This is a genomic window from Ligilactobacillus sp. ESL1201 (genome assembly GCF_058503265.1).
The window spans coordinates 229,170-254,675 of record NZ_CP196362.1 but is presented as its reverse complement, the minus strand read 5'-3'; the positions used below and the strand labels follow the sequence as shown (position 1 = coordinate 254,675).

General features: G+C 46.5%; 24 protein-coding genes. 7 read left to right on the top strand and 17 right to left on the bottom strand.

The window, feature by feature from the left end:
- Positions 1-398: 398 nt before the first annotated feature.
- Positions 399-1,136, bottom strand: a complete 738-nt coding sequence (locus ACSYSK_RS01270; protein WP_491715160.1) for a DUF4811 domain-containing protein — start codon at positions 1,134-1,136, stop codon at positions 399-401.
- Complete coding sequence (locus tag ACSYSK_RS01265; protein ID WP_491715159.1) at positions 1,133-2,611, bottom strand: DHA2 family efflux MFS transporter permease subunit; 1,479 nt, start codon at positions 2,609-2,611, stop codon at positions 1,133-1,135. Before ACSYSK_RS01265 ends, ACSYSK_RS01270 begins: the two co-directional genes overlap by 4 nt.
- Positions 2,612-2,822: 211 nt before the next feature.
- Here ACSYSK_RS01265 and ACSYSK_RS01260 point away from each other — a divergent pair, with 211 nt between their 5' ends.
- Positions 2,823-3,290, top strand: a complete 468-nt coding sequence (locus ACSYSK_RS01260; RefSeq protein ID WP_491715158.1) for a MerR family transcriptional regulator — start codon at positions 2,823-2,825, stop codon at positions 3,288-3,290.
- A gap of 257 nt (positions 3,291-3,547) precedes the next feature.
- Here ACSYSK_RS01260 and ACSYSK_RS01255 read toward each other — a convergent pair whose 3' ends face one another.
- Positions 3,548-4,615, bottom strand: coding sequence for an alcohol dehydrogenase catalytic domain-containing protein (locus ACSYSK_RS01255; protein ID WP_491715157.1), 1,068 nt, complete (start codon positions 4,613-4,615; stop codon positions 3,548-3,550).
- A 562-nt stretch (positions 4,616-5,177) separates the two neighbouring features.
- On the opposite strand from ACSYSK_RS01255, the gene trpX reads away from it, so the two are divergent.
- Genes trpX through ACSYSK_RS01240 form a run of 3 tightly spaced genes read left to right on the top strand, consistent with a single transcriptional unit; the run spans position 5,178 to position 7,847 of the window.
- Complete coding sequence (gene trpX, locus ACSYSK_RS01250) at positions 5,178-6,179, top strand: tryptophan ABC transporter substrate-binding protein (RefSeq protein WP_491715156.1); 1,002 nt, start codon at positions 5,178-5,180, stop codon at positions 6,177-6,179.
- Positions 6,176-7,075 (top strand): ABC transporter permease, encoded by a 900-nt coding sequence (locus tag ACSYSK_RS01245; RefSeq protein ID WP_491715155.1) that lies wholly within the window; start codon positions 6,176-6,178, stop codon positions 7,073-7,075. The genes trpX and ACSYSK_RS01245 overlap by 4 nt, the downstream gene beginning before the upstream one ends.
- Entirely contained in the window at positions 7,068-7,847 is a 780-nt protein-coding gene (locus tag ACSYSK_RS01240) for an ABC transporter ATP-binding protein (RefSeq protein WP_491715154.1), read from the top strand. The genes ACSYSK_RS01245 and ACSYSK_RS01240 overlap by 8 nt, the downstream gene beginning before the upstream one ends.
- A 340-nt stretch (positions 7,848-8,187) precedes the next feature.
- Here ACSYSK_RS01240 and citG read toward each other — a convergent pair whose 3' ends face one another.
- The 7 genes from citG to ACSYSK_RS01205 form a co-directional block, all read right to left on the bottom strand.
- On the bottom strand, positions 8,188-9,042 hold the full coding sequence (gene citG, locus ACSYSK_RS01235) for a triphosphoribosyl-dephospho-CoA synthase CitG (protein WP_491715153.1): 855 nt from the start codon (positions 9,040-9,042) through the stop codon (positions 8,188-8,190).
- Positions 9,043-9,115: 73 nt separating this feature from the next.
- Entirely contained in the window at positions 9,116-9,670 is a 555-nt protein-coding gene (citX, locus tag ACSYSK_RS01230) for a citrate lyase holo-[acyl-carrier protein] synthase (protein ID WP_491715152.1), read from the bottom strand.
- Positions 9,667-11,202, bottom strand: a complete 1,536-nt coding sequence (gene citF / locus ACSYSK_RS01225; RefSeq protein WP_491715151.1) for a citrate lyase subunit alpha — start codon at positions 11,200-11,202, stop codon at positions 9,667-9,669. The genes citX and citF overlap by 4 nt, the downstream gene beginning before the upstream one ends.
- Positions 11,192-12,073, bottom strand: a complete 882-nt coding sequence (gene citE, locus ACSYSK_RS01220) for a citrate (pro-3S)-lyase subunit beta (RefSeq protein WP_491715831.1) — start codon at positions 12,071-12,073, stop codon at positions 11,192-11,194. The genes citF and citE overlap by 11 nt, the downstream gene beginning before the upstream one ends.
- A gap of 37 nt (positions 12,074-12,110) precedes the next feature.
- Positions 12,111-12,404, bottom strand: a complete 294-nt coding sequence (citD, locus tag ACSYSK_RS01215; RefSeq protein ID WP_491715150.1) for a citrate lyase acyl carrier protein — start codon at positions 12,402-12,404, stop codon at positions 12,111-12,113.
- A 48-nt stretch (positions 12,405-12,452) separates the two neighbouring features.
- Positions 12,453-13,448 (bottom strand): [citrate (pro-3S)-lyase] ligase, encoded by a 996-nt coding sequence (citC, locus tag ACSYSK_RS01210; RefSeq protein ID WP_491715149.1) that lies wholly within the window; start codon positions 13,446-13,448, stop codon positions 12,453-12,455.
- Positions 13,449-14,609: an NAD(P)-dependent malic enzyme gene (locus ACSYSK_RS01205; protein WP_491715148.1), complete on the bottom strand. Its 1,161-nt coding sequence runs from the start codon at positions 14,607-14,609 to the stop codon at positions 13,449-13,451. It lies immediately after the preceding gene.
- A 181-nt stretch (positions 14,610-14,790) separates the two neighbouring features.
- On the opposite strand from ACSYSK_RS01205, the gene ACSYSK_RS01200 reads away from it, so the two are divergent.
- Positions 14,791-15,756, top strand: a complete 966-nt coding sequence (locus tag ACSYSK_RS01200; RefSeq protein ID WP_491715147.1) for a sugar-binding transcriptional regulator — start codon at positions 14,791-14,793, stop codon at positions 15,754-15,756.
- A 257-nt stretch (positions 15,757-16,013) separates the two neighbouring features.
- On the opposite strand, the gene ACSYSK_RS01195 is transcribed toward ACSYSK_RS01200, so the two are convergent.
- The 4 genes from ACSYSK_RS01195 to ACSYSK_RS01180 form a co-directional block, all read right to left on the bottom strand.
- Positions 16,014-17,432 carry an anion permease gene (locus ACSYSK_RS01195; protein WP_491715146.1) on the bottom strand — a complete coding sequence of 473 codons (1,419 nt, stop codon included), beginning with the start codon at positions 17,430-17,432 and terminating at the stop codon, positions 16,014-16,016.
- An 88-nt stretch (positions 17,433-17,520) separates the two neighbouring features.
- Complete coding sequence (locus ACSYSK_RS01190) at positions 17,521-18,918, bottom strand: flavocytochrome c (RefSeq protein WP_491715145.1); 1,398 nt, start codon at positions 18,916-18,918, stop codon at positions 17,521-17,523.
- Positions 18,919-18,944: 26 nt separating this feature from the next.
- Positions 18,945-20,327 carry a class II fumarate hydratase gene (locus ACSYSK_RS01185; RefSeq protein ID WP_491715144.1) on the bottom strand — a complete coding sequence of 461 codons (1,383 nt, stop codon included), beginning with the start codon at positions 20,325-20,327 and terminating at the stop codon, positions 18,945-18,947.
- 54 nt (positions 20,328-20,381) lie between these two features.
- Positions 20,382-21,332, bottom strand: coding sequence for an L-lactate dehydrogenase (locus ACSYSK_RS01180; RefSeq protein WP_491715143.1), 951 nt, complete (start codon positions 21,330-21,332; stop codon positions 20,382-20,384).
- Between the two features lie 303 nt (positions 21,333-21,635).
- Here ACSYSK_RS01180 and ACSYSK_RS01175 point away from each other — a divergent pair, with 303 nt between their 5' ends.
- Positions 21,636-23,111: a UbiD family decarboxylase gene (locus tag ACSYSK_RS01175; protein ID WP_491715830.1), complete on the top strand. Its 1,476-nt coding sequence runs from the start codon at positions 21,636-21,638 to the stop codon at positions 23,109-23,111.
- 16 nt (positions 23,112-23,127) lie between these two features.
- On the top strand, positions 23,128-23,691 hold the full coding sequence (locus tag ACSYSK_RS01170) for a UbiX family flavin prenyltransferase (protein WP_491715142.1): 564 nt from the start codon (positions 23,128-23,130) through the stop codon (positions 23,689-23,691).
- A 340-nt stretch (positions 23,692-24,031) separates the two neighbouring features.
- Here ACSYSK_RS01170 and lpdD read toward each other — a convergent pair whose 3' ends face one another.
- From lpdD to ACSYSK_RS01155, 3 genes are read right to left on the bottom strand one after another with little or no spacing between them, the layout of a single operon-like run.
- Positions 24,032-24,448, bottom strand: a complete 417-nt coding sequence (lpdD, locus tag ACSYSK_RS01165) for a prenylated flavin chaperone LpdD (RefSeq protein ID WP_491715141.1) — start codon at positions 24,446-24,448, stop codon at positions 24,032-24,034.
- A gap of 18 nt (positions 24,449-24,466) precedes the next feature.
- A complete protein-coding gene (locus ACSYSK_RS01160; RefSeq protein WP_491715140.1) occupies positions 24,467-24,742 on the bottom strand; it encodes a hypothetical protein in 276 nt (91 codons plus the stop codon).
- Between the two features lie 50 nt (positions 24,743-24,792).
- On the bottom strand, positions 24,793-25,506 hold the full coding sequence (locus ACSYSK_RS01155; protein WP_491715139.1) for a hypothetical protein: 714 nt from the start codon (positions 25,504-25,506) through the stop codon (positions 24,793-24,795).

Genomic DNA, 25,506 nt, shown 5'->3' with positions numbered 1-25,506 from the left:
GAGTTTAATATAGCATAAGTTTCGAATAGTTTCAATATATTTTTTTTACTTTCGATTAAAACTTAGCATTGACTTCTATCTAATATTGCTTAATTTGCTTATTCCATTCAATTGTAACATTAAAATAAACTACAGCAGCTGGCTCTCAATTAATGATCAAACTTCTTTTCTAAGAAGACAAAAAAGAGGAGTTGGGACAAAAAGCGTTTAGCGGTCGTGGACTAAGTGGCACTGACAAGCAAATCCTGTACTTAGATTTGCTTGTCAGTGTCCTTAGGACCTAGACTGCTGGTTTGACAAACGCGATTAAGTCTATTATTTACGGAAACCAAAAAAGAGACTGGAACAAAACAGAGTTTTGTCCCAGCCTCTTCCTTTTTGTATTTTTAACTCACAATTTATTGACTTACAGCCTTTTTGAGCATTTGTTGTTGAAATTCTTGTCCGTACTGCTTAGTTAATGCAGCTTGTTTAGCCTGATCAGTAGCCAAACTAGGATCTTTTTGCAGCGCAGTCATCATCTTTTGGCGCACAAAATCTTGTGCTTGCGTCTTTAGTTGAGCCTGTGCAGCCGGTGTCTTTAGCGCCGCCATTTTCTTTTGCAGCGTTTTGACTTGTGTCATTGAAAGGTGCAACCAATTTTGCGGCAGGTAAAATGTATTAGCCCGTTTCACTAATTTATTTTGCATACCAGATACTCCAAACCACACTTTGGCCGCATTTGACTTAAAGCGCCAGCGTGTTGTCGTCGTCTTCAACTGTGCCGTCTTATTTGCGGTGCGCTTGATCTTGTTGTGCGCAACCGTCTTATCGTCAACTTGTGTGTGACTAGACTTTTTTTGGTTCGCCGTCTTCTTGTAAATTTGGACCGTTTCACTACCATCAGTACCAATATTTTTATATAACATCAGGTTCATGCCATTGACCGATTTAACCGGAGAAATCTGCATAGTCTTGGTAGTAGCTACTTGCTTCATACCATAATGATGGTAGTCATTTAACACTAAGAAAACTAGCGAAGCGATAAAAATCACCAGCGCAATCGCTGTCGTCCCAAAGCGCACTACGGGCCGGCGTAAATAAACAAAACCGATAAACGTTCCTAACGCCCCGATCACTAATGTTGCTAAGATCACTGCGCATCACCACCCTTTAAGTGTTTAACGTCATTGTCATCACGCATTTTTTCTTTTAAGAAGAACGCCAAAATAATTCCCAGTACCGAAAAGACTAGTGAAAAAATAAAGGATGCATGGTAACCAGAAAGTGTTGCATTTAAAAAGTCATGCTTATAACTAAACGGTGCTGCGTGCAACAGGTGTTTAGCCGGTTGATGATTAGTCGTAATATTGGTCAACAAAGTCATCATGATCGCAGAACCGATCGAAGAAGCGATCTGACGCGCCGTATTATTAGCCGCCGTCCCGTTAGCAATCATATCGTCAGGCAAGGCATTCATTCCCGAAGTCGTTACCGGCATTAATACCATTGAAATTCCTAACGTCCGTACCGCCTGCAAGAAAACAATATAAATCGTTGGGGTATCAACGGTCAGCCATAGGAACGGTGCGGTTGCCAAAGTTAAAATCGTCAAGCCGATCACTGCTAATCTTTTACCACCAAAGGCATCGAATGTCCGTCCAGTCACAGGACTCATCGCCGCCATAATCAAGGCTGCTGGTAACAAGACCAAGCCCGATTTAAGAGCACTCATACCGTGAACGATCTGTAAATACAGCGGTAAAACGGTCGAAACTCCCATCATCGCGATCATTACGATCGAAGATAAGAACGCAGCTAACGTAAAATCGCGGGTCTTAAATACCCGTAATTCCAAAAATGGCTTAGGGATCACGAGTTGCCGCCAAACAAAGAGCGCTACGCCGATCACACCGATGATCAAAGTACTAATAACATTGGTAGAAGTCCAACCGTCGTTACCGGCAGCGGAAAAACCGTATAGTAAAGAACCGAAGCCAACAGTTGATAGTACTAGGGATAACCAATCCAATTTTTGTTTCGTAGTTTTCAAAACTGGTTTCATGAAAATCAGTGCTAAGATAACCACCACAATCATGATAGGGATCATCATGCCAAATAAATCACGCCACGAAAAATTATCGATGATCCAACCGGATAGAGTCGGCCCGATCGCCGGTGCAAAGCCAACCACGATCCCGACCAATCCCAACGCTGTTCCCCGTGATTCAACGGGAAAAAGTGATAGCATGATAGTTTGTAATAGCGGCATCGAAATTCCCACTCCGGCGGCTTGAATCAAGCGGGCTGCCAGTAAAACACCGAAACTAGGAGCAACAAAAGCCAAAACCGTTCCTGCTAAAAAGACGATCATAGCCGAAACATACAGCCATTTAGTATTAATCGTTGTTGCTAAATAAGCGGAAAAGGGAATCATAATTCCATTTACCATTAAAAATCCCGTCGTTAGCCACTGAACCGTAGCCGTTGAAACGTCAAAAGTCGACATTAACTTCGGGAGAGCCGTTGCCAGCAAAGTTTGGTTTAAAACCGTACAAAACGTGCCAACTAGCAAAACGATCACTAACATCATTTTGCCAAAAGAACCATTGTCTTTAACACTCTTTGACAAAGTAAATTCCTTCTTTCATTCATTTTGTCAATTTTTTCAATTGATTTTCATTAAAATTGACAATAATGAATATAAAACATTTCAAACTAAATGTCAATTAATTGACATTGATGTCTAAAAACAAATAAGTTTGCAATTTATTTTTAAAAAAGTATACTATAAATAATAGTTCTTAAACTTAGTCAACACTCAATTAAGCAGGTGAAACACTATGCCAGAAACTCGTAGCTATGCCTCATGGCTGCATAATATTCTGAAAACAGATAATCTCTGTCTCAGTATTCGCGACACCGCCCGTGCGTGTGAATTAACTCCCACCCAGATTCGCTACTGGATCAAAAACGGCTACTTAAAAACCGCACAGGCAGAAAATGGCGCGGTCAAATTACCCTATACCCAAATCACGAAGGCCCGCATGATCAAAACTTTCTTAGACGACGGCTATACCCTGCATACTGCAGTCCAAAAATCTCAGGCTAATTTCGATTTTGCTAGTTCCTTACACCACCTCCTTGATGGCATTCAAAACATTAAAATTCATGAAAATCAAACCGTGTTTGACTTCGGAACATTAACCGAAGATCCCCACGAGCACGTTTACTGCATTGAAGACAAAGACGGACTACAGTTTACGTTAAAGGATCCATGCAAAAATCAAGCTGCAAAGCCAAGCGATTGACAGTCGTGGACTAAGGAGCACCGAACGGCAAAGCCAAGCGACTAGCAGCGCCCAAACCATACCATTTACACAAACACAAATAGGACCGAAACGAATTTAGTGCTCGTTTCGGTCCTATTAAAATATTCATAAACTTAGACTTGTGTGTCACAAAAATAGCAATCTAAATTTAATTCCAATTGGAATTAAAACCAAATTCAGGTAAACCTGTATAAAACTATTAATTGACTACAACTTTATCTTTATTAGTCGTTTAATTACAGTTCTGGTGAGATCATGACTTTCATTTGTGATTTATCCGTCGCTAATGATTTAATGCCATCCTCAGCCTCAGCCAATGGGATCCGTTTTGTCACCAATTTCTGGAAAACGTCCCGGTGTTCGTTAACGATCCCGATCGTTTGTGGGAAGCCGTTAGCGTAGCCCATTACCGTGTGCATGTCAGCACCCTTATTTTGCAGAGTAGTCAAATCTACCGTGTGTTTACCGTTGAACAAAGCAACGATTTCTACCACACCAGCGGGTGCTACTAATTGAACGGCTTGATTAAGTGTCGGCTGGGCGCCAGCACATTCAAAGACTACGTCTACTCCTTGGGGAAAGTCTTTATGCACATATTCGATAAAGTCCACTTCACCGGAATTAACAACGTCTTTTAAGCCAAGTTCTTTAGCCTTGTCCAAACGATTTTGGGCTAGATCAGCAACGTAAACTTTTACGGCTCCAGCATATTTAGCCATTAAAGCCGTCATCAAACCGATCGGGCCGGCACCAAATACTACAACGGACTGACCGGCGATCAAACCGCTATCCCGCACTGCTTGGTACGTTACAGTAGCTGGTTCTACCAAAGCACCGACTTCGTAGTTCATTCCTTCCGGCAATTTAAAAGTATAAATGTCTTTAACGTTGACGTAATCAGCCATCGCACCGTCAGCAGAAAAGCCTAAGAATTGTAGACTGCCATCGGGACCAACGCCTTTAGTACAATAATTGTAGAGTCCCTTGCGGCAAAATTCACACCGACCACAGGAAAGGACCGGTTCAACGCAGACCGGATCACCGACAGCAACATTGGTAACATCCTTACCCACTTTGACAACTTGACCAGAAAATTCGTGACCTTCGGTGATCGGCACGGTTTTGCCAGTCAACGGATGCTTCTTGTAAGGGATCCCCGTTCCTTCTTGGTACATATGAATATCGCTGCCGCAAATTCCGATATCCTTAACTTTGATTTGTACCTCATCATCTTTAGGATCTGGAAGTTCAACGTCTTCGATCCGTAGATCCTGTTTGCCATAAATTCTTGCTGCTTTCATCATAAAAATCCCCTTTAAATTAATATAGTATTACTTAATCGGTCAAAATCACTCAGATAAATAATGTTACGCTCATCTAATAACTAGCAAAAAATATTTGCATTTCAGTATGAAGCGTTTTTATTATTCGGTATGACAAGACCTCTCCATCTATTTTTGATTATAAACCTTGTTAAAATATTTCGAAAGTAATTTTTAGTGTATTTTATCACGAATTAGTTAATTTTAACTACGGTATAATTATTTTATCATTTTTCCAATATGCTAGTATTTGCTGTTGACAGCTTTTCCAACTCGGAATATACTAACGATAAATTCAAACGGAAAGGATGAAAAGTATGTGCCAATCAATGAACATTAACTTGAACACCACTTGGCAAAGCCAGCACAGTTGATCGTACCCACATGACACACTAGCGGATACGATTGGGCAAAGTATCCGTGCTGACTACTTTTCATCTGCCAAAGTCTGCATGGTCACAACAGCAGGCTTTGGTTTAAGGGCAAACCGGAGTATGCTGGTTTGCCCTTTTTGTTATCCTAATTTTTAACGAGGTGAATCAATATGAAAAGAATGATTGCTTTTATCAGTGCCATTATTGTTTTTTTAGGTTTTGCTTTCTTCATGTCACCGTCTGCTAACCAACAACAGGCTAAAAAAGAAAAGGTCGTCCACGTCGGCATCTTGCAAATGATCACCCACCCGGCACTCGATCAGATCCATTACGGGATCGTCGACGGGCTAAAGGAAAAAGGTTATCTCGCCGGTAAAAACGTTAAGATCGATTACTTAAACGCGCAAGGTGATCAGAGTAACTTAAAAACGATGGCCCAACAATTAGCCAACAAAGACGATATTTTATTTGGGATCGCTACTCCGGCAGCACAAGCTCTCGCTAACAGCGCTAAGGGCAAAACGCCGGTGATCTTAGCCGGGATTTCTAGTCCCGCTACCAGCGGCTTAGTTAATTCCGAAAAACGCCCGGGCAAAAACGTCACCGGTTCTTCCGGGATCAATCCGGTCAAGCAACAGTTCAAACTGATCCACGAAGTCATGCCTCAAGCTAAAAACATCGGGATCATCTATACTTCTTCGGATCACGGCGGTCAAACTAACGCCCGGGCTTTCGAACAAGTCGTCAAAAAAGCGGGACTGACTCCTAAGATGTACACGATCGCCAATACCAATGACTTACAACAAGTCGCAAATACCATGGCTAGTCAGGTCGACGTAGTTTATGCCCCTCAAGATAACGGGATCGCTTCGGCCATGAAAACTCTGGTCAACGTCACCAATAACGCAGGAATTCCCGTCTTTCCTTGTGCCGAAACGATGGTGCCAGACGGTGGCGTCGCCTCCTATGCCATCAAACAACGCGACATGGGTAAGTTAGCCGGGCAAATGGCAGCCAAGGTCTTACGTGGTAAAGATCCAGCTACTTATCCCGTCCAAGCCGTTACCAAAGGACGTTACATCATCAACCAAAAAGAAGTTGCTAAACTGCATATCAAGATCCCAGCACATATCATGCAGCAGGCACAAAAAACCGGGGAGGTCATCAAATGAGTTTAATCACATCTAGTATCGGCCAAGGATTATTATGGGCTATCTTAGGAGTTGCTTTATTTTTAACGTTTCGGATCCTCAATTTTCCTGATATGACGGTCGAAGGAACTTTTCCACTAGGAGCCGCCGTCACAGTAGCCGCGATCACTAAAGGGGCATCTCCTCTAGGGGCCACGTGTCTCGGGTTTCTCGCGGGTGCAGCTGGCGGGCTTGTCACTGGTTTACTTTACACTAAAGGTAAAATTCCGATCCTGTTAGCCGGGATCTTGGTAATGACCGGCTGTTTGTCAGTCAACTTACACGTTATGGGCGGTTCTAACATTTCGCTGTTGGGCCAGAAGACCTTTTTTTCCGCTCACTTCTTGCAAACCCTCCCGCGTTACTTTGACAGCGTACTGATCGGTGGCGTGACTATCATCTTTATCACGATCTTAGTGGTCTTATTTTTAGCGACTGACCTCGGACAAGCCTTCATCGTGACCGGTGACAATCCGATCATGGCCCGTTCTTTAGGGATCAGCACGGACAACATGACGATCTTAGGCCTGACGATCTCAAACGGACTCGTTGGCCTAGGTGGCGCGCTGATCGCCCAAAACAACGGTTACGCCGACGCTAACATGGGCATCGGCATCATCGTCATCGCGCTAGCTTCGATCATCATCGGCGAAGTCGTCTTCGGTGAGCTGACCTTAAACCAACGCTTAGTCGCCGTGACTTTGGGGAGTATCATTTACCGTTTCATCTTGTTGATCGTGTTACAACTCGGTTTTTCGACCAACGACTTGAACCTGATCTCAGCCATCGTCTTAGCACTGTGTTTGATGTTGCCCAACCTGCGCCATTTGCTAAAACTCGATCGTATTGTTAGTAAAGGAGTGACTAGCCATGAATAATCCCGTCTTAGAATTATCTAATATCACTACCCTCGTCAACGCCCACACGCCAAACGAGACCCAGATCTTAAGTAAGCTAAACTTAACTATTAACGCCGGTGATTTTATCACCGTCATTGGAACCAACGGTGCGGGCAAATCGACGCTTTTTAACACGATCGCGGGCACGATTCGCCCGAATAGTGGTCAGATCTTACACCACGGTAAAGACATTACCAATACCTCTATCGCTAAACGAACGCGCTTTTTAAGCCGGGTATTTCAGGACCCTAAAAGCGGTACCTCCCCGCGAATGACGGTAGCTGAAAACATTTTACTAGCACAAAAAAGAGGACAGCAACGGGGCTTGCGTTTTCGCCACCTCAAGGCTGCTAAAAAAGACCTCGCGCAACTGGCGCAAAAGGTCGGTAATCACCTAGCGGAAAAACTCGACACCCCGACAGAACACTTGTCAGGTGGACAGCGCCAAACCCTCAGTTTTTTAATGGCAACACTCAACCAACCGGAAATTTTGCTATTAGACGAACACACAGCCGCGCTCGATCCCAAAAGTAGTGTATCGCTGATGGAGCTCACCAATCAGATCGTCACGGCCCAACAATTGACCTGCTTGATGATCACGCACCATATCCAAGATGCGCTCAAATACGGCAACCGTTTGTTAGTATTACAAGACGGCCAGGTCAAAGCGGACCTAGATACCCAACAAAAACAGCAATTAACGGAAGAAGAACTAACGAAACTATACCTGACAACGGAAGTCACAGAATAAAAATTCTAATATCAAAAAACAAAGGAGTTGGGACAAAAAACGATTAGCAGTCGAGCACTAGCCTAGTTTCAAAGTAAAACCCGCACTTGGGTTTTATTTTGAAACGTAGCTAGGCGCAAACTGCTGCTTTTTGGAGCACGATCAAACAAGCTGTGAGTCAAGCAGGTTAAGTCGCGGACTAAGTGGAACTGACTGCTGGCTTGAAAAACGCGATTAAGTCTATTGCTTACGGAAAATAAAAATAGGGCACTGGGACAAAACAATGAGTTTTGCCTCAGCGCCTTATTTGAATATCCATGAGTGATAGTTTGATCGTGCCCCAAAAAGCAGCTTATTTTGCTTACAGCTCACCTAATAATAACGCACAAAAAATCGTTAAGATCAGCAAGTCGGCACAGCCCCCTAAACTCAAATTGCGCTCCAGCAATTCTTCGTTAAGTTGCCCCAGTAATTTTTGCCCAGCCGCAGTCTTGCTGCCACCTAGCTGCAAATATTTTCGTGCCTGTGCTTGCATCCAGTCAACCGCCGTCATATCACCCGCGCGTTTTAACAAATTACTGTCGGTCGTGCACGCGGCGATCTTCATCAGCGTGTCTAACAAGCGCTGGTTGATCGTTCCCGTCGTTCGGCGTAAAAACGGCAGTGCTTGTTTGAAAACCACCGGGTAGCCCGCCTGTGCCTGTCCGCGGATCCCCGTCTCACCGTATTTTAAATACTGCTGCTCGCCCGCCGTCAGCTTAGTTTTTTGTCGCACTCCCGCAAAATCTCGTTTTACCAAACCAACTAACATCTTCTTCACCAGTTGGGGCAATCGTTCCACGTGTAACTCCTGTTTGCTAGTTTGCACTCCCACAGCGGCCACCAAAATCCCCAACGAAAAAATCGCGCCCTTATGAGTATTGACTCCACCGGTTGCTTGTAACATCGCCCGTTCGGCCTGAATTCCCGCCGGACGCAAACTCGCAAATAGTGCGACAAGCTCTTCATGTTCAACTTCCCAGCCGCTGGTAAAACACGTTTGCAGGTATGGTCGTAAACTCAGTGAGCTGCGCACAAAAGTAAAAACATCCATATCGGTATGTGGGCCCGAACTAACAGGGTCGACTAAGCCGGGTTTAGGATTAACACTTACTTCGTATAATAAAGCCGTGAGCGCCGTATCGACGACTCGCTGGCACCACTGTTGTTCGTTCATATCACGTCACCATTTACTTATATGTAACAAAGGAGACCAAGACAAGTGATCCATCCTGATCCCCAGTGTAGAGTTAGTTATTTATTCCGTCTTTCATTGTTGCTACAACTTGAATTTGTTCTTGTAACTGTGCCACTGAATGTCTCCGTGAACGCGCGCATTCCTTAGCCGGACGCTCACATAACAAGCATTTTCTGACGGGCAGACCCAAGCTAGTCCGTGTCACCGGCTTAAAATTGGTCGCAGTGCTCAACACGTCGGCATCAAACAACCGCCCCACGGCAAACTGGTCTTCAAACGCGACCGTTAACTTTTTAACGTCCAGCGGAAAAGCGGCATAAACGCCAAACCATTCGCTGCCCGTGTCCGCATTATAGGCGACTTGTTTTTGTACCAGCACACCGGTTTTTTCCAGTTGTGCAGCCAATTTTCTTTGCCCTTGCCAAAATAATTCTTGCAACGCCGCGTTATTTTTGATGGGGCCCGGAACGTTGAGCTTCAACGCAATGACCGTGTCCCCACGAAATTGCGAGCACAGATCACGCTGCAATAAAGCTCGGTGTTCCTTATTTTGCAATACCGCATCGATTCCTTGAGGGATCCCCGTCGCAAACAGTGCTAAACTCATTCAACTGCTTTAATGGTATCGATCAAAGTACCATCACGATACTCGATCAACGCCACGGTCTTGTCCGTAAATTCGATTGGATCCGGCACACCAACGATCTTTTGTGCCATTTGCTGCAACTCTGCAATCGAATAGACCGGAACACCCGGTAAGTTCTTAAATGCTGCTTGTAAGTCCTTGCGGGCCGGATTAATAGCGATCCCTACTTCGGTGACCAACACGTCGATCGATTCGCCCGGAGTAACGACCGTCGTTACGTCCGGCACTACGGTAGCTAAGCGACCACGAGTCAGCGGCGCACTGATGATCGTTAATTTAGCCTTAGCTGCGTCTTGGTGACCACCGATTGCACCCCGGATCACGCCATCGGACCCAGACATGACGTTGACGTTAAACTTGGTATCGATCTCTAAGGCACTTAAGATTGCAACGTCTAATTGATCGACCATCGCACCCTTATTGTCGGGATCGGCGTACCAAGAAGCATCGATCTCTTGTTGCAGCTGATTTTCGTGCATCGAATTAGCAGCGTTTTTATCGAAATCTTGGACGTCCATGATCTTATTAACTAAGCCTTCGTTCAATAAATCGACCGTCGGCTTGGTGATCCCACCCAACGCAAACGAAGCCTTGATCTGATTATCAAGCATCGCCTGGCGTAAGTAACGAGTCACGGCTAAAGCAGCGCCACCCGAACCAGTTTGGAAGGAAAAGCCATCTTTAAAGTACGGAGAATTAACGATCACTTGGTTGACCATTTGGGCGATCTTCAATTCCTTAGGGTCCTTGGTGAAACGAGTTGCCCCGGAACCGATCTTGTCGGGATCGCCCACTTGAGGTACCTTGACCACGTAGTCGACTTGCGTTTGTTTGATCGAAGCCGGCGTGTTCGGGTAATCTACCACGTTATCGGTCAGCAAGACGACTTGTTTGGCGTACTGAGCGTCCATCAAAGCGTATCCCAGCGAACCAAAGACCGCCTTGCCGTTCATACCGTTAGCGTTACCGAGTTTATCGGCATTCGGCACTCCCAAAAAGGCCACGTCAATCTTGATCTTGCCTTCCTCGATCGCACGTGCCCGGTCGCCGTGAGACCTGAAGATCACCGGATTTTTTAAGTTGCCGTGAGAAACAAATTCGCCCAACGAACCACGCATCCCGGAGCTGGTAATATTAGTAACCGTTCCTTTTTGAATGGCTTCGATAATGATATCGTTCATCGCACCGGTCAAAGAAGAAGGTGCTAAAGTCAGGTCCTTGACACCATTATCGATCAAAATACGCATGACTTGGCTAACGACGAAGTCCCCGTTTCTGAAATGATGGTGAAACGAGATCGTCATTCCGTCTGTGACCGTCTTTTTGACCACGTCTGTCAACGATTCACTGTACTTATCGTCACCCGTTGAAACGTGAACTGCTGGCGCCGTCCGTTGTACGACTGGCGAACCGATCTCGCTTGTTTCGTAAGGCTGGTAATCATATTTTTGCATTAAATCCTGTGGTAATTCGCGCTCAACCTTATTTTTCAATGTATTCACCCTCCTCGTTGACCAAATGTGCTGCCTGTGCTAATTTCATTACTCGTTGGGCCCGCATTACGACCGGCCGATCGACCATCTGACCGTCCATCGAAATGACACCCGAACCCTTCTTTTTAGCCTCAGCGATCGCATGGATCACGTTCAACGCGTTTTCGATCTCCGCTTTAGTCGGTTCGTAAACCTTATTGACCATTTCGATCTGGCGCGGGTTGACTAACGATTTGCCGTCAAAGCCCAGCTGGTGAATGTAACGAGTTTCACGGTAAAATCCTTCGGTATCGTCCATGTTACTAAAGACCGTATCAAACGCAGCGATCCCGGCAGCACGTGCAGCATGTAAGACCATGTTACGGGCAAACTGCAATTCTGCGCCATCAGGGTAGCGGTGCGTCTTCATGTCCGTCGTATAATCTTCGGCGGATAATGCGATCCCGATCATCCGGTCGGAAGCAGCGGCGATCTGCGGTGCGTTTAACACACCCTTGGCACTTTCGATCGCACCCATCAGACGAATAGAGCCGGCTGGCACGTTAAATTCTTTTTCGGCAGCAGCCACTTTTTGCTCCAGGTCCTTGATCATGTCTGCCGATTCGGTCTTAGGCAAACGGATCACGTCGACTTGGGCTTTGACCATCGCCTTAACGTCGTTTTCGTAATACGGCGTGTCGATCCCATTGACCCGGACAACTAATTCGGCATCACCATAATCAACGGTCTTTAACGCCTGGTAAACTAAGGCCCGAGCGGCATCCTTTTCGTTCATCGAAACGGCATCTTCTAAGTCAAACATGATCGAGTCGGCACCGTAGATCCCGGCGTCTTTGACCATTGCGGGGTTATTGCCCGGCACAAACATCATCGTCCGGCGTAAACGTTCTGTTGTTTCTTCACTCACTTTAATACACCTCCCAAGCTGGTTTGTCTGCAGTTCCTAATGCGCGCTGTGCTGCGGCGATCGTGCGGGCCTTGATGACACAATCTAAGGCACCCTGATCGACTGCTTTGACCTTCACGTTATCTAAGTCAAATTGTTTTAATGTTGCGGTAATCACTTTTTTGATCTGCTTGCCAAATTTAGCTGCCACTTCCGACTCCAATTCGATCTCAATGCCGTGGTCACCCTGGCTTAACATGATCTGAATATCGGAAGATTCAAGTGTTCCTGCTAAAGCCGTTTGTTTAATCTCCACTATTTTTCATTCCTTTCTGTTGTCAAACTAAATAAGTACATCTCATTTTTACTGTTTAATTAGCGCAAACGTCGTTTCTGGTACCAAATCACGCACCTGCTGCCACTGTTTTTTCGCCAGTTTTTGCCGTACCACAGACGCACTCAGTGGCTGACCAGCCACCTCTTTACGCTTAACGATCACCGGCTCAACTACGGGCGGTAATTCTCGTTGCAGCGTTTCGTTATAGATCCGCGTCTTAGTAGAAAATGGCTCGGTACCCAAATATCGTTTAGTGATGAACAACGGCGGTGCGATCCGAGTGCGAAAAAGGCGGGCGTCTAAAGTCGTTTGGTAGCGGGTGATCTCTTCTTTGGTCGGAATAAAGTACGCCGGAAAAGTGGCGTAACTCACTAAATAATCACCGCCAGAAACGACCACCACGTTTGCCCACTGGCGCGTACCGGCTTTGACCATTTCCAGACGTTGCGCGGTACTGAACCGTGCCCGCTCATCTGCCACCACAAAAACGTACACCAAATCATTTTCACTAGCCGCACGCTGGACTAAAAACTGGTGGCCCTTGGTAAAAGGATTGGCGTGCATCACGATCGCCGCCACTTTTTGGTGTGCCTGCGTAGGACTTTGCACGAGTGCTCGGGTATAATCCGCCACCGTTTGGTCGCCTTTTTCCAACAGAGCACCCCAATGACTGGCTGCCAACAGCGAAAAGCCAACGTGAGTAAAACTCTCAACGTACTGTGGTTTAGTAAAAACCAACCAGTGAAAGAGCCCTTGTTGAGCCAACACGTCAGTCAGCTGCGTGACCACTTGATTGAACAAAGCACCACCTGAATCGGGTTGGACCGCAATGTACTTGAGCACTTTTCCCGCCACAGAGCCAGTCGCGATCATTTGCTGGTGTTCGTCAAATGCCGCAAGCGTGGTGTCTAACTGGTCAACTTCACCGGCCGTAAAATTGGTAATGCCCCGCGACCGTAAAAAGTCCTGCCAAGTGGTCAAAACGGACTGGCGGTTTAAGTCGAGCGCTGTAAATTTAATCATTTATTTCGTACTTTGACCGTAGTCAATGACGGCGGCAGCTACTTTTTCGACGACTCCTTGATCAAAGACGCTCGGAATAATTTTGGCGGCCGTCGGTTCCGTGACCATCGCAGCCAGTGCTTTAGCCACCTTAGCCTGTAAGTCATAACCGACATGGTTAATTTTAGCCTGCAACAAGCCCCTAAATAATCCCGGAAAGACCAAGATATTATTGACCTGGTTTTCAAATTCGCTAGACCCGGTAGCGATCACGGCAGCGCCCGCTTCCTTAGCAGCCGCCGGGGCAATTTCGGGATTCGGGTTAGCCAGTGCTAAGATCAAGGGGTGGTCGTTCATCTGTGAAACGTCCTCCTTAGTCAAAACGTCTCCTTGCGATAAGCCAACAAATGCGTCTTGCCCGGCGATCACGGCGGATAACGGTTGTTCTTTCAAACTTGCCGGCGTGCCCACTTCCTGAGCCAACTGCCGCTGATAAGAATTGTAGCGTCGGTTATCGGCAGTCACTACTCCGTACTGATCAACTAATGTCAAGTTTTTAACACCTGCTTTTAACAGTAACCGAGCCGTAGCGTAACCAGCAGCACCAACACCGTTGATCACAACTTTCAGTGATCCTAACTGCTTGCCCACGACCTTACTACCGTTGATCAGCGCGGCTAAAACTACGATCGCAGTTCCTTCCTGGTCGTCGTGATAGACCGGGATGTCCAAGTCAGCGGCTAACTTTTCTTCGATCTCAAAGCACCGCGGAGCTGCAATGTCTTCTAAATGGATTCCCGCAAATGAAGGCGCAATGTTTTCGACCGTTTTGACAAATTCAGCCACATCGACTTGGTTGATCGCCAACGGTAACACGTTATTGCCTGCCAGATCTTTGTGCAATAACGCCTTACCTTCGACTACCGGTAACCCGGCTGCCGGACCGATATTTCCCAGCCCCAAAACAGCCGAACCGTCGGTGATCAACGCCACTAACTTACCGCTCATCGTGTAGCGCTTTTTCAGCTCAGGGTTTTTAGCAATCATTTTAGATAAGATCGCCACTCCCGGCGTATAAGCCTTAGCCAAACTCTGACGGTTAGTCACGTCTAGGTCGGATTTAATATCCAACACTCCGGTGTGCAGTGCGTGTAATCTTAAAATGTCATCTTGATCAATCATTGTGATCAGCTCCTTAGTTTTTCGTTACCCCTAGTGTACTGTTATTTTTTAATTTTATCAAATTAAATAATATTTTTTTATTTTTTAAAAAACATTGGCGGTGAAATTAGCATTTTGACAAATATTTAAGCATTTATCAATTCGTATGCTATAATTAACTATTACCGTTAGGAGGGCTTTCATGAAGCTGGAAAAACAAGAATTATTAACCAATTTGGCGCGGGACTATTACCTTTCCCAGATGACCATCTCTGATCTATCCGTTAAGTATAATTTAAGCCGCTACCTGATCACCAAATCACTGACAGAAGCCCGGGAAACCGGACTGGTCAAAATCAACATCGCCGCACCACTGACACGTAACTTAGAATTAGAAACTACCTTTAAGAAAAAGTTCAACATTAAGGACGCTTTTATCATCAAAGATTCCGACACCCCTAACGAAGATAACGAAAATATCGTTCGTTATGCCGCCGAGATCATTCAGTCACTGATCCGTTCCAGCCGTTATGTCGGCATGACTTGGGGCGATACCGTTTTGAGCGTGATCGCTCATTTTCAAACCGACCTGCAAGACGACTTGACGTTCACTCAATTTTTAGGCAATAACTTAAAATACAATTCACTTTCCGGCGCAACCCCGATCGTCAACAAGGCCGCCACTAAATTTGGCGCTTCTTACGTCACTTTACCGGGACCGTTGTACATCCTAGACGATGATGCCCGCGAAAAATTGAAACGAGAGCCAGCTATTTTCCCGGCACTTAATACCGCCGCTAAAATGGACCTCTTGTTTACTGGCGTCGGCACGCTTTCTTCGATCGACACCATTCCGATTTGGAAACAGCACCGCACGGAAATTTTTGCCGGCGTCGATTTAAATCAAGTCGCAGGCATGATCTACGGTCGCCCTTACGACGTCTTTGGTCACATCCTGAACAGTAGCAGCGATAAGACGTTCGGAATTTCTTTAGATACTATCCTGACTACGCCCCACCGGATCGGGATCGTCAAGAGTAAATTCAAGGCTCGCTCACTGCTAGGCGCTTTACGTGGTAATTTATTAACGGAATTCATTACTAACGAAGCCGTCGCTAACCGCGTTTTACTGGAAATGACTAATTCGCCGCAAACAAGTGAGAAGTAGTAATGATGGTTTAGTTTTAATTGCGCTCCAAGCAGCAACAGTCTGTGTCTAGCTACGGTCAACAATAAGTCCTGAATCGACTTATTGCTAACCTAGGCTAGTCCTCGACTGATAAGCGCTGCTTTCCGCAGCTTGTTTTAATTGCGCTCCAGTTGGCAGCCCCCTTACGTTTAACTACGCTAGAAAGCAAAGCCTAAATTCAGACTTTTCTTTCTAGCTAGGTTAATCCTCAGTGGCTAATCGCCAACTTCCGCAGCTTACCAAATTCCAATTACCTTCATCCACAACAGGCCAATGCCTACCCAGACTACTAAGTAAAATAGTCCTAATACTACGTTCATCTTCCACCAGTCCGATTGCTTCACGTAACCCGAACCAAAAAGGACTGACGCCGGACCGTTGGCATAGTGTGTCGTTGAACCAAAGATCGCACTGACAAAGCCTAAGATGATCGCTGCTAATTTGGCAGGCGCACCTGCAGCAATAGCAACACCTAGCAAAGCCGCATACATTGCGGAAACGTGCGCGGTCCCACTAGCAAACAAATAATGCGAATAGAAATAAACTAACGATAAGACTAGCAAAACTAACATCCAGCTAACTCCGTGTAAGGCACCGGCAACTGTCTTAGAGAACCACGAAATCACGCCTAACTTGTTCAGTTCGTTAGCCATGAAGATCAAAATTGAAAACCAAAGTAATGTATTCCAAGCGCCCTTTTCCTTCAAAACGTCGTCGATCGTCAAAACGCCCGATAACAACAATAATGAAACCGACAGGAAAGCAACCGTAGTAGCGTCCAGTCCGATAAAGCTAGATAACATCCACAAAACTAGCGAAAGGATAAAGACGATACACATGATCGTTTCAGGCTTAGAAATTTTACCCATCTTGGATAATTCTTCGTCGGCCCATTCCTTGGCGTTAGGGGTTTCCTTAATTTCCGGCGGGTACATTTTATAAATCAGCCACGGAACGACTAACAAGGAAATCACGCCGGGAACTACCGCTGCCAAAAACCAGGTGAACCACGGGATCGTGACGTTCAAACTCTTAGCTAACGAAGCCGTTAACAAGTTAGGCGCCATCGCGGTCAAAAACATCCCACTGGTGATAATATCGCCGTGATATTCAGCAAAAACTAAAAACGACCCGATTTTTCTGCTGGACTTATCGTTGGGCTTCGAATTATACGTCTGTGCCAAAGAGTCGATGATCGGATAAACGATCCCACCGGCACGAGCCGTATTACTTGGCGTTGCTGGCGAAGTTACCAGGTCGACGCCAATCAACGAGTAAGCTAACCCCAGTGTTTTTTTACCGAACAAACGAATGAACATCATCGCTACCCTGCGGCCAAAACCGGTCTTAATGAACCCACGCGATAAGAAATAAGCCATCGCGATCATCCAGACCGTTTTATTACCAAAACCAACGGCTGCGTCATCGATCGACACCACTCCCAGCAAAATACTGATCGTGACCCCAATGATCGCCACGGCACCGATCGGTAGCGGCTGCGTGATACAGCCAATGATCGTACCGACAAAGATCGCTAAAATATGCCACCCAGCCAGTGGGATCCCCGCTGGTTTAAGCGGCGAGCAAAACCAAATCATCGCCGCTACTACCACGGGCCAAAAGAATTTTTTATAATTGACCTTACTGAGCTCCATTTGATTATCTCCTTTAGAAAAGGGAACAAAACTAAGTACAAGCCGACTAGCCTAGTACTCAAGATCGTATTGTTCCAAACTCTACTATCTAGTTATTTTTAATGTATTTGAACGCTTGTTTCCCTGCTTGACGCCCAAAGATCACGGTTTCGGCGATCGAATTACCGCCGATCCGGTTATTGCCGTGTAGCCCGCCGACGATCTCGCCGCCAGCAAATAAACCCTTGATAAAGTGATCATTTTGATCTAAAACCTGCGTTTGCGTGTTGATCTTAATACCGCCCATCGTGTAGTGAACGGCCGGAGCAATATGGATCGCTTCGTACGGTTCGGCGGCTAAAGCGCGTTCCATCCCGGACGAACGGCCAAATTTAGCGTCCTTCCCACTGGCAACTGCCTGATTCCACTCCGCAATCGTGTCCTTGAGGTTGGCCTCATCGACGTGCATGTTAGCGGCCAATTCACTGACCGTCCCGCCATGGATCACTAAGCCGACGTGATCGTAAAAATCAATGGCCTTAAAATTCTGGCGCACGTTAGCGTCAATGATCAAATACGCACTCTTTTCGGGTAACGCGTCGATCGCAGCCGTCACGTTTTTACGGGTATCTAACTCGTTGACGAACCGTTGTCCTTGAGCATTGACCAAAATCGCGCCTTCGCCCCGGGTTCCTTCACCGATCAAATAAACGTGTGGGGTATCCTGTTGCACCGTCGGGTGGACTTGGATCTGGTCCATATCGACCAGTACGGCACCTGCTTCTTGGGCCAATTTGATCCCATCGCCGGTCGCACCGGGTTGGTTAGTCGTCTTATAACCAGCTAGGTCCGGCCGGTACTTTGCGATGATCTCTTGACTAGCGCCAAAACCACCGGTGGCCAAAATTACGGCCTTACCCTTGATGTGGCGTTTGGTCTGGTCGGGCAACTGGACCGTGACACCGACGACCGTTTCGCCTTGCTTATCCAACTGCGTTACTTTGATGTTATTAAACAGCGGAATGTTTTGTTTTTCGACTCTTTTAAGCAGTTCGGTAACTAGAAATTGCCCGATCGCAGCCTTACTAGCCGGCCGGTGGGTCCGTTTGGTATGCATCCCGCCGGTGATCGTGATGTCTGACAGTTCAATGCCTTGATCTGCCAGCCAGTCGATTGCTAGTGCACTGTGCGACACAAAATAATTCAGTAATTCCTTGTCGTTTTGCTTGCCGCCGCCTACGTAAGTATCGTCATAAAAATCTTCATAGCTATCGACGATCTGGTGATCCAACTGAAAATTAGTTTCCGCAGCGTTCATGCCCGAAGAAGCACGGTTCGTGTTTCCTCCCAAACTCTTCATTTTTTCTAAAATCACGGGCTTTAACCCCAGCTGATGTGCTTGCAGTGCAGCCACCATCCCGGTAGCGCCCGAACCAACGATCACTAAATCATAAGCATCCTGTAATTCATTTAAATTATTAGGCTTAAAAACGTATTTTTGTGCCATTTAAACTCACCTTTCGTTAGCAAGAACTACTTATCAATATTGGTCATCTTTAACGGATCGACCCACTCGTCAAACTCGGCTTCAGTAACTTTACCCGAGGCAAGTGCAGCTTCTTTCAAAGTTGTGCCGTTCTTATCGGCAGTCTGGGCGATCTTAGCACTATCATGATAACCAATATGTGGTGATAACGCAGTCACGGTCATCAAAGAATTATCGACTAATTCCTTCATCCGGGTACTATTGACCGTTAAACCGTGGATCATCTTATCGGCAAATCCTTGAATCGTTCCCCGCAATAATTCAGCAGATTCCAAGAAGGCTTCGATCAAAACTGGTTTATAGACGTTCATTTCAAAATTACCCTGAGAAGCTGCTAGATCGACTACCACGTCGTTACCCATGACCCGAACTGCAGCCATCGTAATAGCTTCTGCTTGTGTTGGGTTGACCTTGCCGGGCATGATCGAAGAGCCGGGTTCGTTAGCCGGAATATTTAATTCTGCATAGCCGGCACGCGGACCGCTAGCCAAGAAACGAACATCGTTTGCGATCTTCATCAGATCCGCAGCCAGCGTCTTCATTGCACCGTGAACAACGTTTAGTCCCGAATGAGCGGCCAAGCCATCGAATTTATTGGTGTCGGCATCGAATTGTAAGTGATATTCGGTACTGATCTTGCTGGCGATCTCTTCGGCAAAATGAGGTGCTGCGTTCAAGCCGGTCCCCACGGCAGTTCCGCCCATTGGAAATTCTAAGATCGTTTTGCTCAATTCTTGTAAGTAAGATAGGTCGTGACGTAACATGCTGACCCAGCCACTGACTTCTTGGCCAAATGTCAAAGGAGTAGCATCTTGCAAATGAGTCCGGCCAACTTTAACTGTCCGCCAGTACTTGTCTTGTTTGACTTCTAACTCGGAGATCAAATGTTTAACGGCATCCATCAATTTTTTAACGGCTACACTAGCGGTAATGTTCATCGCCGTCGGGAAAATGTCGTTAGAACTTTGGCCGTGGTTAACGTCATCGTTAGGTAAAACTTCCACGCCGTTACCCAACTGAGTTGCTAAACGTGCAACTACTTCGTTGACGTTCATGTTAGTTTGAGTCCCCGAGCCAGTTTGATAAACTCGCAGCGGAAAGTCTGCCCGTAATTTTTCGTCGCTCAAATCCAATAACTGGTCGATTGCTTTGACGATCAAGTCGGCCTTTTCACTCGTCACTACTCCGGCATCATTATTAGCTTGAGCAGCAGCCTTTTTGATCTGCAGTAACGCCCTGATAATTTCTAGTGGCATGTAGCTGCCGGTAGGAAAATTATTACGGCTGCGTTCCGTTTGTGGACCCCATAAGGCGTCTGCGGGAATCTTAACTGGACCTAATGTATCTTCTTCTGTTCTATATTCTGTCATGCTGATTGTCCTTTCTGTTTAAAACTAATTGTCATACTTATTATTACTTAGCAACTAAAGTGTGATTTGGTCCAATACTGATTGCATCTTGTGCGCCGAATCTTGCAGTGCCGCTAATTCGGTAGCCGTCAGTGATTTTTCAACTACCTGACTGATGCCGCTCGCATTGATCACTGCTGGCGTTCCCAGATACAAACCGGAAACCCCGTATTGCCCAGTCAACGGTGCACTGACCGGAACTGTCAGGTCCTCGTTGTTTAAAATCGCCTTAGTCAAACGCATCAAACTAACGGCCACGCCATAAAAAGTGGCTCCCTTGCCCTCGATGATCCGTTTGCCTTTACTATGGACCGCAGCGACGATCTCGTCTAGGTCATGGTCCGTGAGTTGCTTTTGTTTAGCAACCTGTTTAAGCGGCTGCCCGGCGATCTGCGCTTCGTCATACGGTGCAAACGAACTATCGCCGTGCTCGCCTAAGATCATGGCGTCAACTTGCTGGGTGCTGACCGCTAAACGTTGGGCCAATGCCACCTGCAAGCGAGCAGAATCCAACATCGTGCCGGTCCCGATCACTTTTTGCTGCGGGTAATCAGCGATTTTTTGGGTCAAAGTAGTCAAAATGTCAACCGGATTGCTGGAAACCAAAAAGACTCCCTTGAACCCGCTTTCAATAATTGGCCCTACGATCCCTTTTAAAATTTGCACATTCTTACCCACCAGGTCCAAACGCGATTCGCCCCCTTTTCGCGGTACGCCCGCGGTGATCACGACGACGTCTGCATCGTGGGCATCTTGATACGAACCCGCATGCAAGTTTATCGGACTGGTCAGCGGCAATAAGTCTTCCAGATCCAAAACATCGCCATTTGTATGCTGCTCTTTAGCCGGGATATCGACGAGCACCAACTCATCTGCAACTCGATTTTGTACCAACGAAAACGCGTAGGAAGAACCAACTGCTCCATCTCCGACTAAAACGACCTTCTTATGCCTCCTATTCACCAACACAACACCCCTTTCGTTTTCCCACAGTCTAAACAGATTGTGAATTCATGCTCATTGTATAACATTAATGTCAAAAATTCAAATTTATTCTTAATATTTGATTAATTTAAAAAATATCATCTTAATTTTACTGCTAACAGAACTTTATTTTTCAAATATTAAAAAATATTAATTCGAATCAACTGTAAATCATGCTAAGTATTTAAAAATCATGGTCTTTATCGCCGCCAAATTACATTTATCACAACTTGCTATTTTACCCGAATCCTCCTATATTTTAGAAAGCAGGAAAAATTAGGAGGAATAACTATGATACCATGGGATTTGCGCCGGGTCCTAGCCGAAATCAAAGACGACCCAGCTAACTATCACGAAACCGACGTCGCAGTCGACCCCGCCGCACAATTAGCAGGTGCCTACCGCTACATCGGTGCGGGTGGGACTGTTAAACGACCGACACAAAAAGGACCGGCAATGATGTTCAACAACGTTACCGGCTTTCCTGACACCCGGGTACTGATCGGGTTGATGGCCAGCCGCGAGCGGGTCGGTAAGATGTTACACCACGATCCCCACACGTTAGGTCAATTTTTTAACGAAGCCGTCGCCCAACCGCTAGCACCAGTCACGGTTGCAGAAGATCAGGCCCCGGTCCACGAAGTGATCCATCAAGATAGCGACCCGGATTTTGACATTCGCAAATTAGTAGCCGCGCCCACCAACACCCCTAACGATGCCGGACCTTATATCACAGTCGGTGTCGTTTTAGGTTCTAATTTAGCGCACACTAAAAGCGACGTCACGATCCACCGCATGGTCATAGAAGACAAAAACACCTTAGGAATTTACATTATGCCCGGCGGCCGCCACATCGGCGCGTTTGCCGCAGAATACGAAAAAGAAAACAAGCCGATGCCCGTGACCATCAGCATCGGTTTAGATCCGGCGATCACGATCGGCACCACGTTTGAACCGCCTACCACTCCGCTAGGCTATAACGAATTAGGCGTTGCCGGCAGCATTCGCCAACAACCGGTCGAATTAGTACAAGCGGCCACCGTCGACGAAAAAGCGATCGCTCGCGCCGAATACACGCTAGAAGGCTACATCATGCCTAACCAGCGGATCCAAGAAGACATCAACACTCACACCGGCAAAGCAATGCCCGAATTTCCCGGTTACGACGGCGACGCTAACCCGGCGGTCCAAGTTATTAAAGTCACTGCTGTCACCCACCGCAGGCAACGTCCCATCATGCAAAGCGTGATCGGTCCCAGCGAAGAACACGTCAGCATGGCGGGCATCCCGACGGAAGCTAGCATTTTACAACTGACGCAAAAAGCACTGCCGGGCAAGGTATTAAACGTTTATAATCCCCCGGCTGGTGGCGGCAAACTGATGACTATCATGCAGATCCATAAGGAAAACGAGGCAGACGAAGGGATCCAACGTCAAGCCGCTTTACTAGCATTTGCTTCCTTTAAAGAACTCAAAACCGTGATTTTAGTCGACGAAGACGTTGATATTTTTGACATGAACGACGTCATCTGGACGATCAACACCCGTTTTCAAGCGGACCAAGACATCATCGTTTTGCCGGGAATGCGCAATCACCCCCTCGATCCTTCGGAACGCCCGCAATACGACCCGCGTTCGATCAGATTTCAGGGAATGAGTTCCAAGCTGATTTTAGATGGCACCGTTCCGTTTGACATGAAAAAACAGTTTCGGCGCGCTCAGTTCATGGAAGTGCCGGACTGGCAAAAATACCTGCAATGACTGAGGAGAAATTAAGATGAAAAAAGTGATCGTTGCTGTTAGCGGCGCTTCAGGTACGATCTACGCCGTCGACCTATTACAGCAGTTAGCCAAGCTACCGGTAGAAACCCACCTGGTATTATCACAGTGGGCCAAACAAAATTTAGCACTAGAAACCGACTACTCGTTGGCACAAGTTAAGCAACTAGCTACTTACACTTACGATAACCGTGATCTCGGGGCTCGGATCGCCAGCGGCTCATTTCAAACCGATAGCATGGTCGTCGTTCCCGCTAGTATGAAAACCATCGCGGGGATCACTTACGGTTTCGCGGAAAACTTGATCGGTAGAGCGGCTGACGTCAGCATCAAAGAACACCGCCAACTGATAGTCGTACCGCGCGAAACACCCTTAAGCGTGATCCACCTCGAAAATTTAACCAAACTGGCTAAAATGGGGGTGCAGATCATCCCGCCGATCCCGGCCTTTTATAATCATCCCCAAACGATCGCCGACCTGATCACGCACCAAACGATGAAAACGTTGGATGCCTTGGGAATAAAAAACGAGATTGGCAAAAGATGGCAAGCTGAGGATTAACCTAGCTAGAAAATAAAGCCTGAACTTGAGGCTTTGCTTTCTAGCGTAGTTAAACGTAAGCTGCTGCCAGCTGGAGCGCAATTATGGCAAGCTGCGGAGCAAAGCGATTAACAGGCGAGGACTAGCCTAGACTGGCAAAAAGTCGAGTTAAGACTTGTTGTTAGTCGTAGCTAGACACAGACTGTTGCTTTGCGCAGCGCAATTATGGCAAGCTGAGGAAGCTGACGATTAGGCCTATTGCCTTACGAAAACCAAAAAGAGGAGCTGGAACAAAACACAAAATTTTGTTCCAGCTCCTCTATTGTGCACCCGCAAATGATAGTCTAAGCGTGCTATTCAATTATTCAGGTCGTTCATCCTTGCTGTAATACACGGGCTGGCTGGTCTGAAGGTCCGCCGTTGCTAGCCACGCAACTAATTTGGCCGTCACTTGCGCGGTTAACGGTCCGGTTTGTGCCAGTTGCTTTTTAGTGATGTGATCGACGTGCACCCCGGAGGTGATCACCGTCGTTCCTGCAACTACTGGCAATAACGCCTGCGCCACCTGCTGTCCTAAAACTCCGTCTTTATGTAAACGACCATCGTGGCTAGGAAAAGCAACGGTCTGCACTTGACCGTGACTCACAGTCGTGACCGCCCCGATATGAGGATGATCGCCACCGCACAAAGTCACCAGCAAGTCGTTGCCAATAACCTCAGCCGTTAATTCTAAAGTCACACCCAGTTGTGTCACTTGTGTACTAAATTTCTGTCCCATTATTCCTCACAGCACCCATTAACGTTGTATTTCATCTAGTAAATGTTCTTCGATATATAATTTGACCGCACGGGCTTTTTTAGGTGCACTATTCTGATACAACTTGACCTGCGCCAGTAACTGCGTCATTTCTTGGTCGCTAAACGAAAAGGGCAAGTCAAATTCAGTCCAATCATTGGCGATTCCTTCATTAAAGCGTTGAATGACTTGATTGTGCTCGTTGGCATACAAATCATAATCTGAAAATTCGGCTAACAGGTGATACCCCTGTAGATCGTCATAATCTTGTTTCATTGGTTGGTTTTCCTTCCTGCACCTCTTAAAATCACTACCAGTTTACCAGATTACTCCTCATAATACATCTTTATTTTACCACAAACACTGCTCGTTAATTGCAACTCGGTGACTTGCGAGAGTCGCGGTAAACTCTTAGCGGTTACTGTCCCCCATTTCAGCGCAGTCTGTCCCGGTACCAGTTCGGTCACACTCAACCACAACAGCGACTGAACTATCGTTGCCACGAAAGCCTCGACCTGCGAGCCAACCTGCTGATCAGAAACGTGGTACTCAGCGATCACGTAACGGTAAATCGCGGGATACACGTGATAGTTGCAGATCAAATCACCTTCGCTAGGAGTTAATACCAAGTCATCCACGTGCAATAGCTGCTGGTATAAGGCCATCAGTTCCAACTCAAATGTTTTTTGCGCTAACTTATCAGTCGCCAGTTTTCTCAAACGTAACAATTGCCGTTTGGTTAGTGGCTGGGATAAATTTTCATTTTGCTGCAAGTTATTGGGATTGGGTTGGTTGATACGCACCAACAGCTCGTCTTGTTGCAGCGTAAACGGCACCTGGCGCAGCGCTAACTCGTCGGTCGCAGTCAGGATCAGGATGAAACTATCCGCGTAGGTTAGCTGCTGGTGCTGCAAAAATTGAAACAACGCCTGATTATCGTATTTTTGCAGGCGACGTTGCGCACGGATCAGTCCACTCAAAAAGTCAGATTCGCAAACGCGGGGCAGCCAGTTAGTTTTAGCAAATAAATCTAGCGGCAC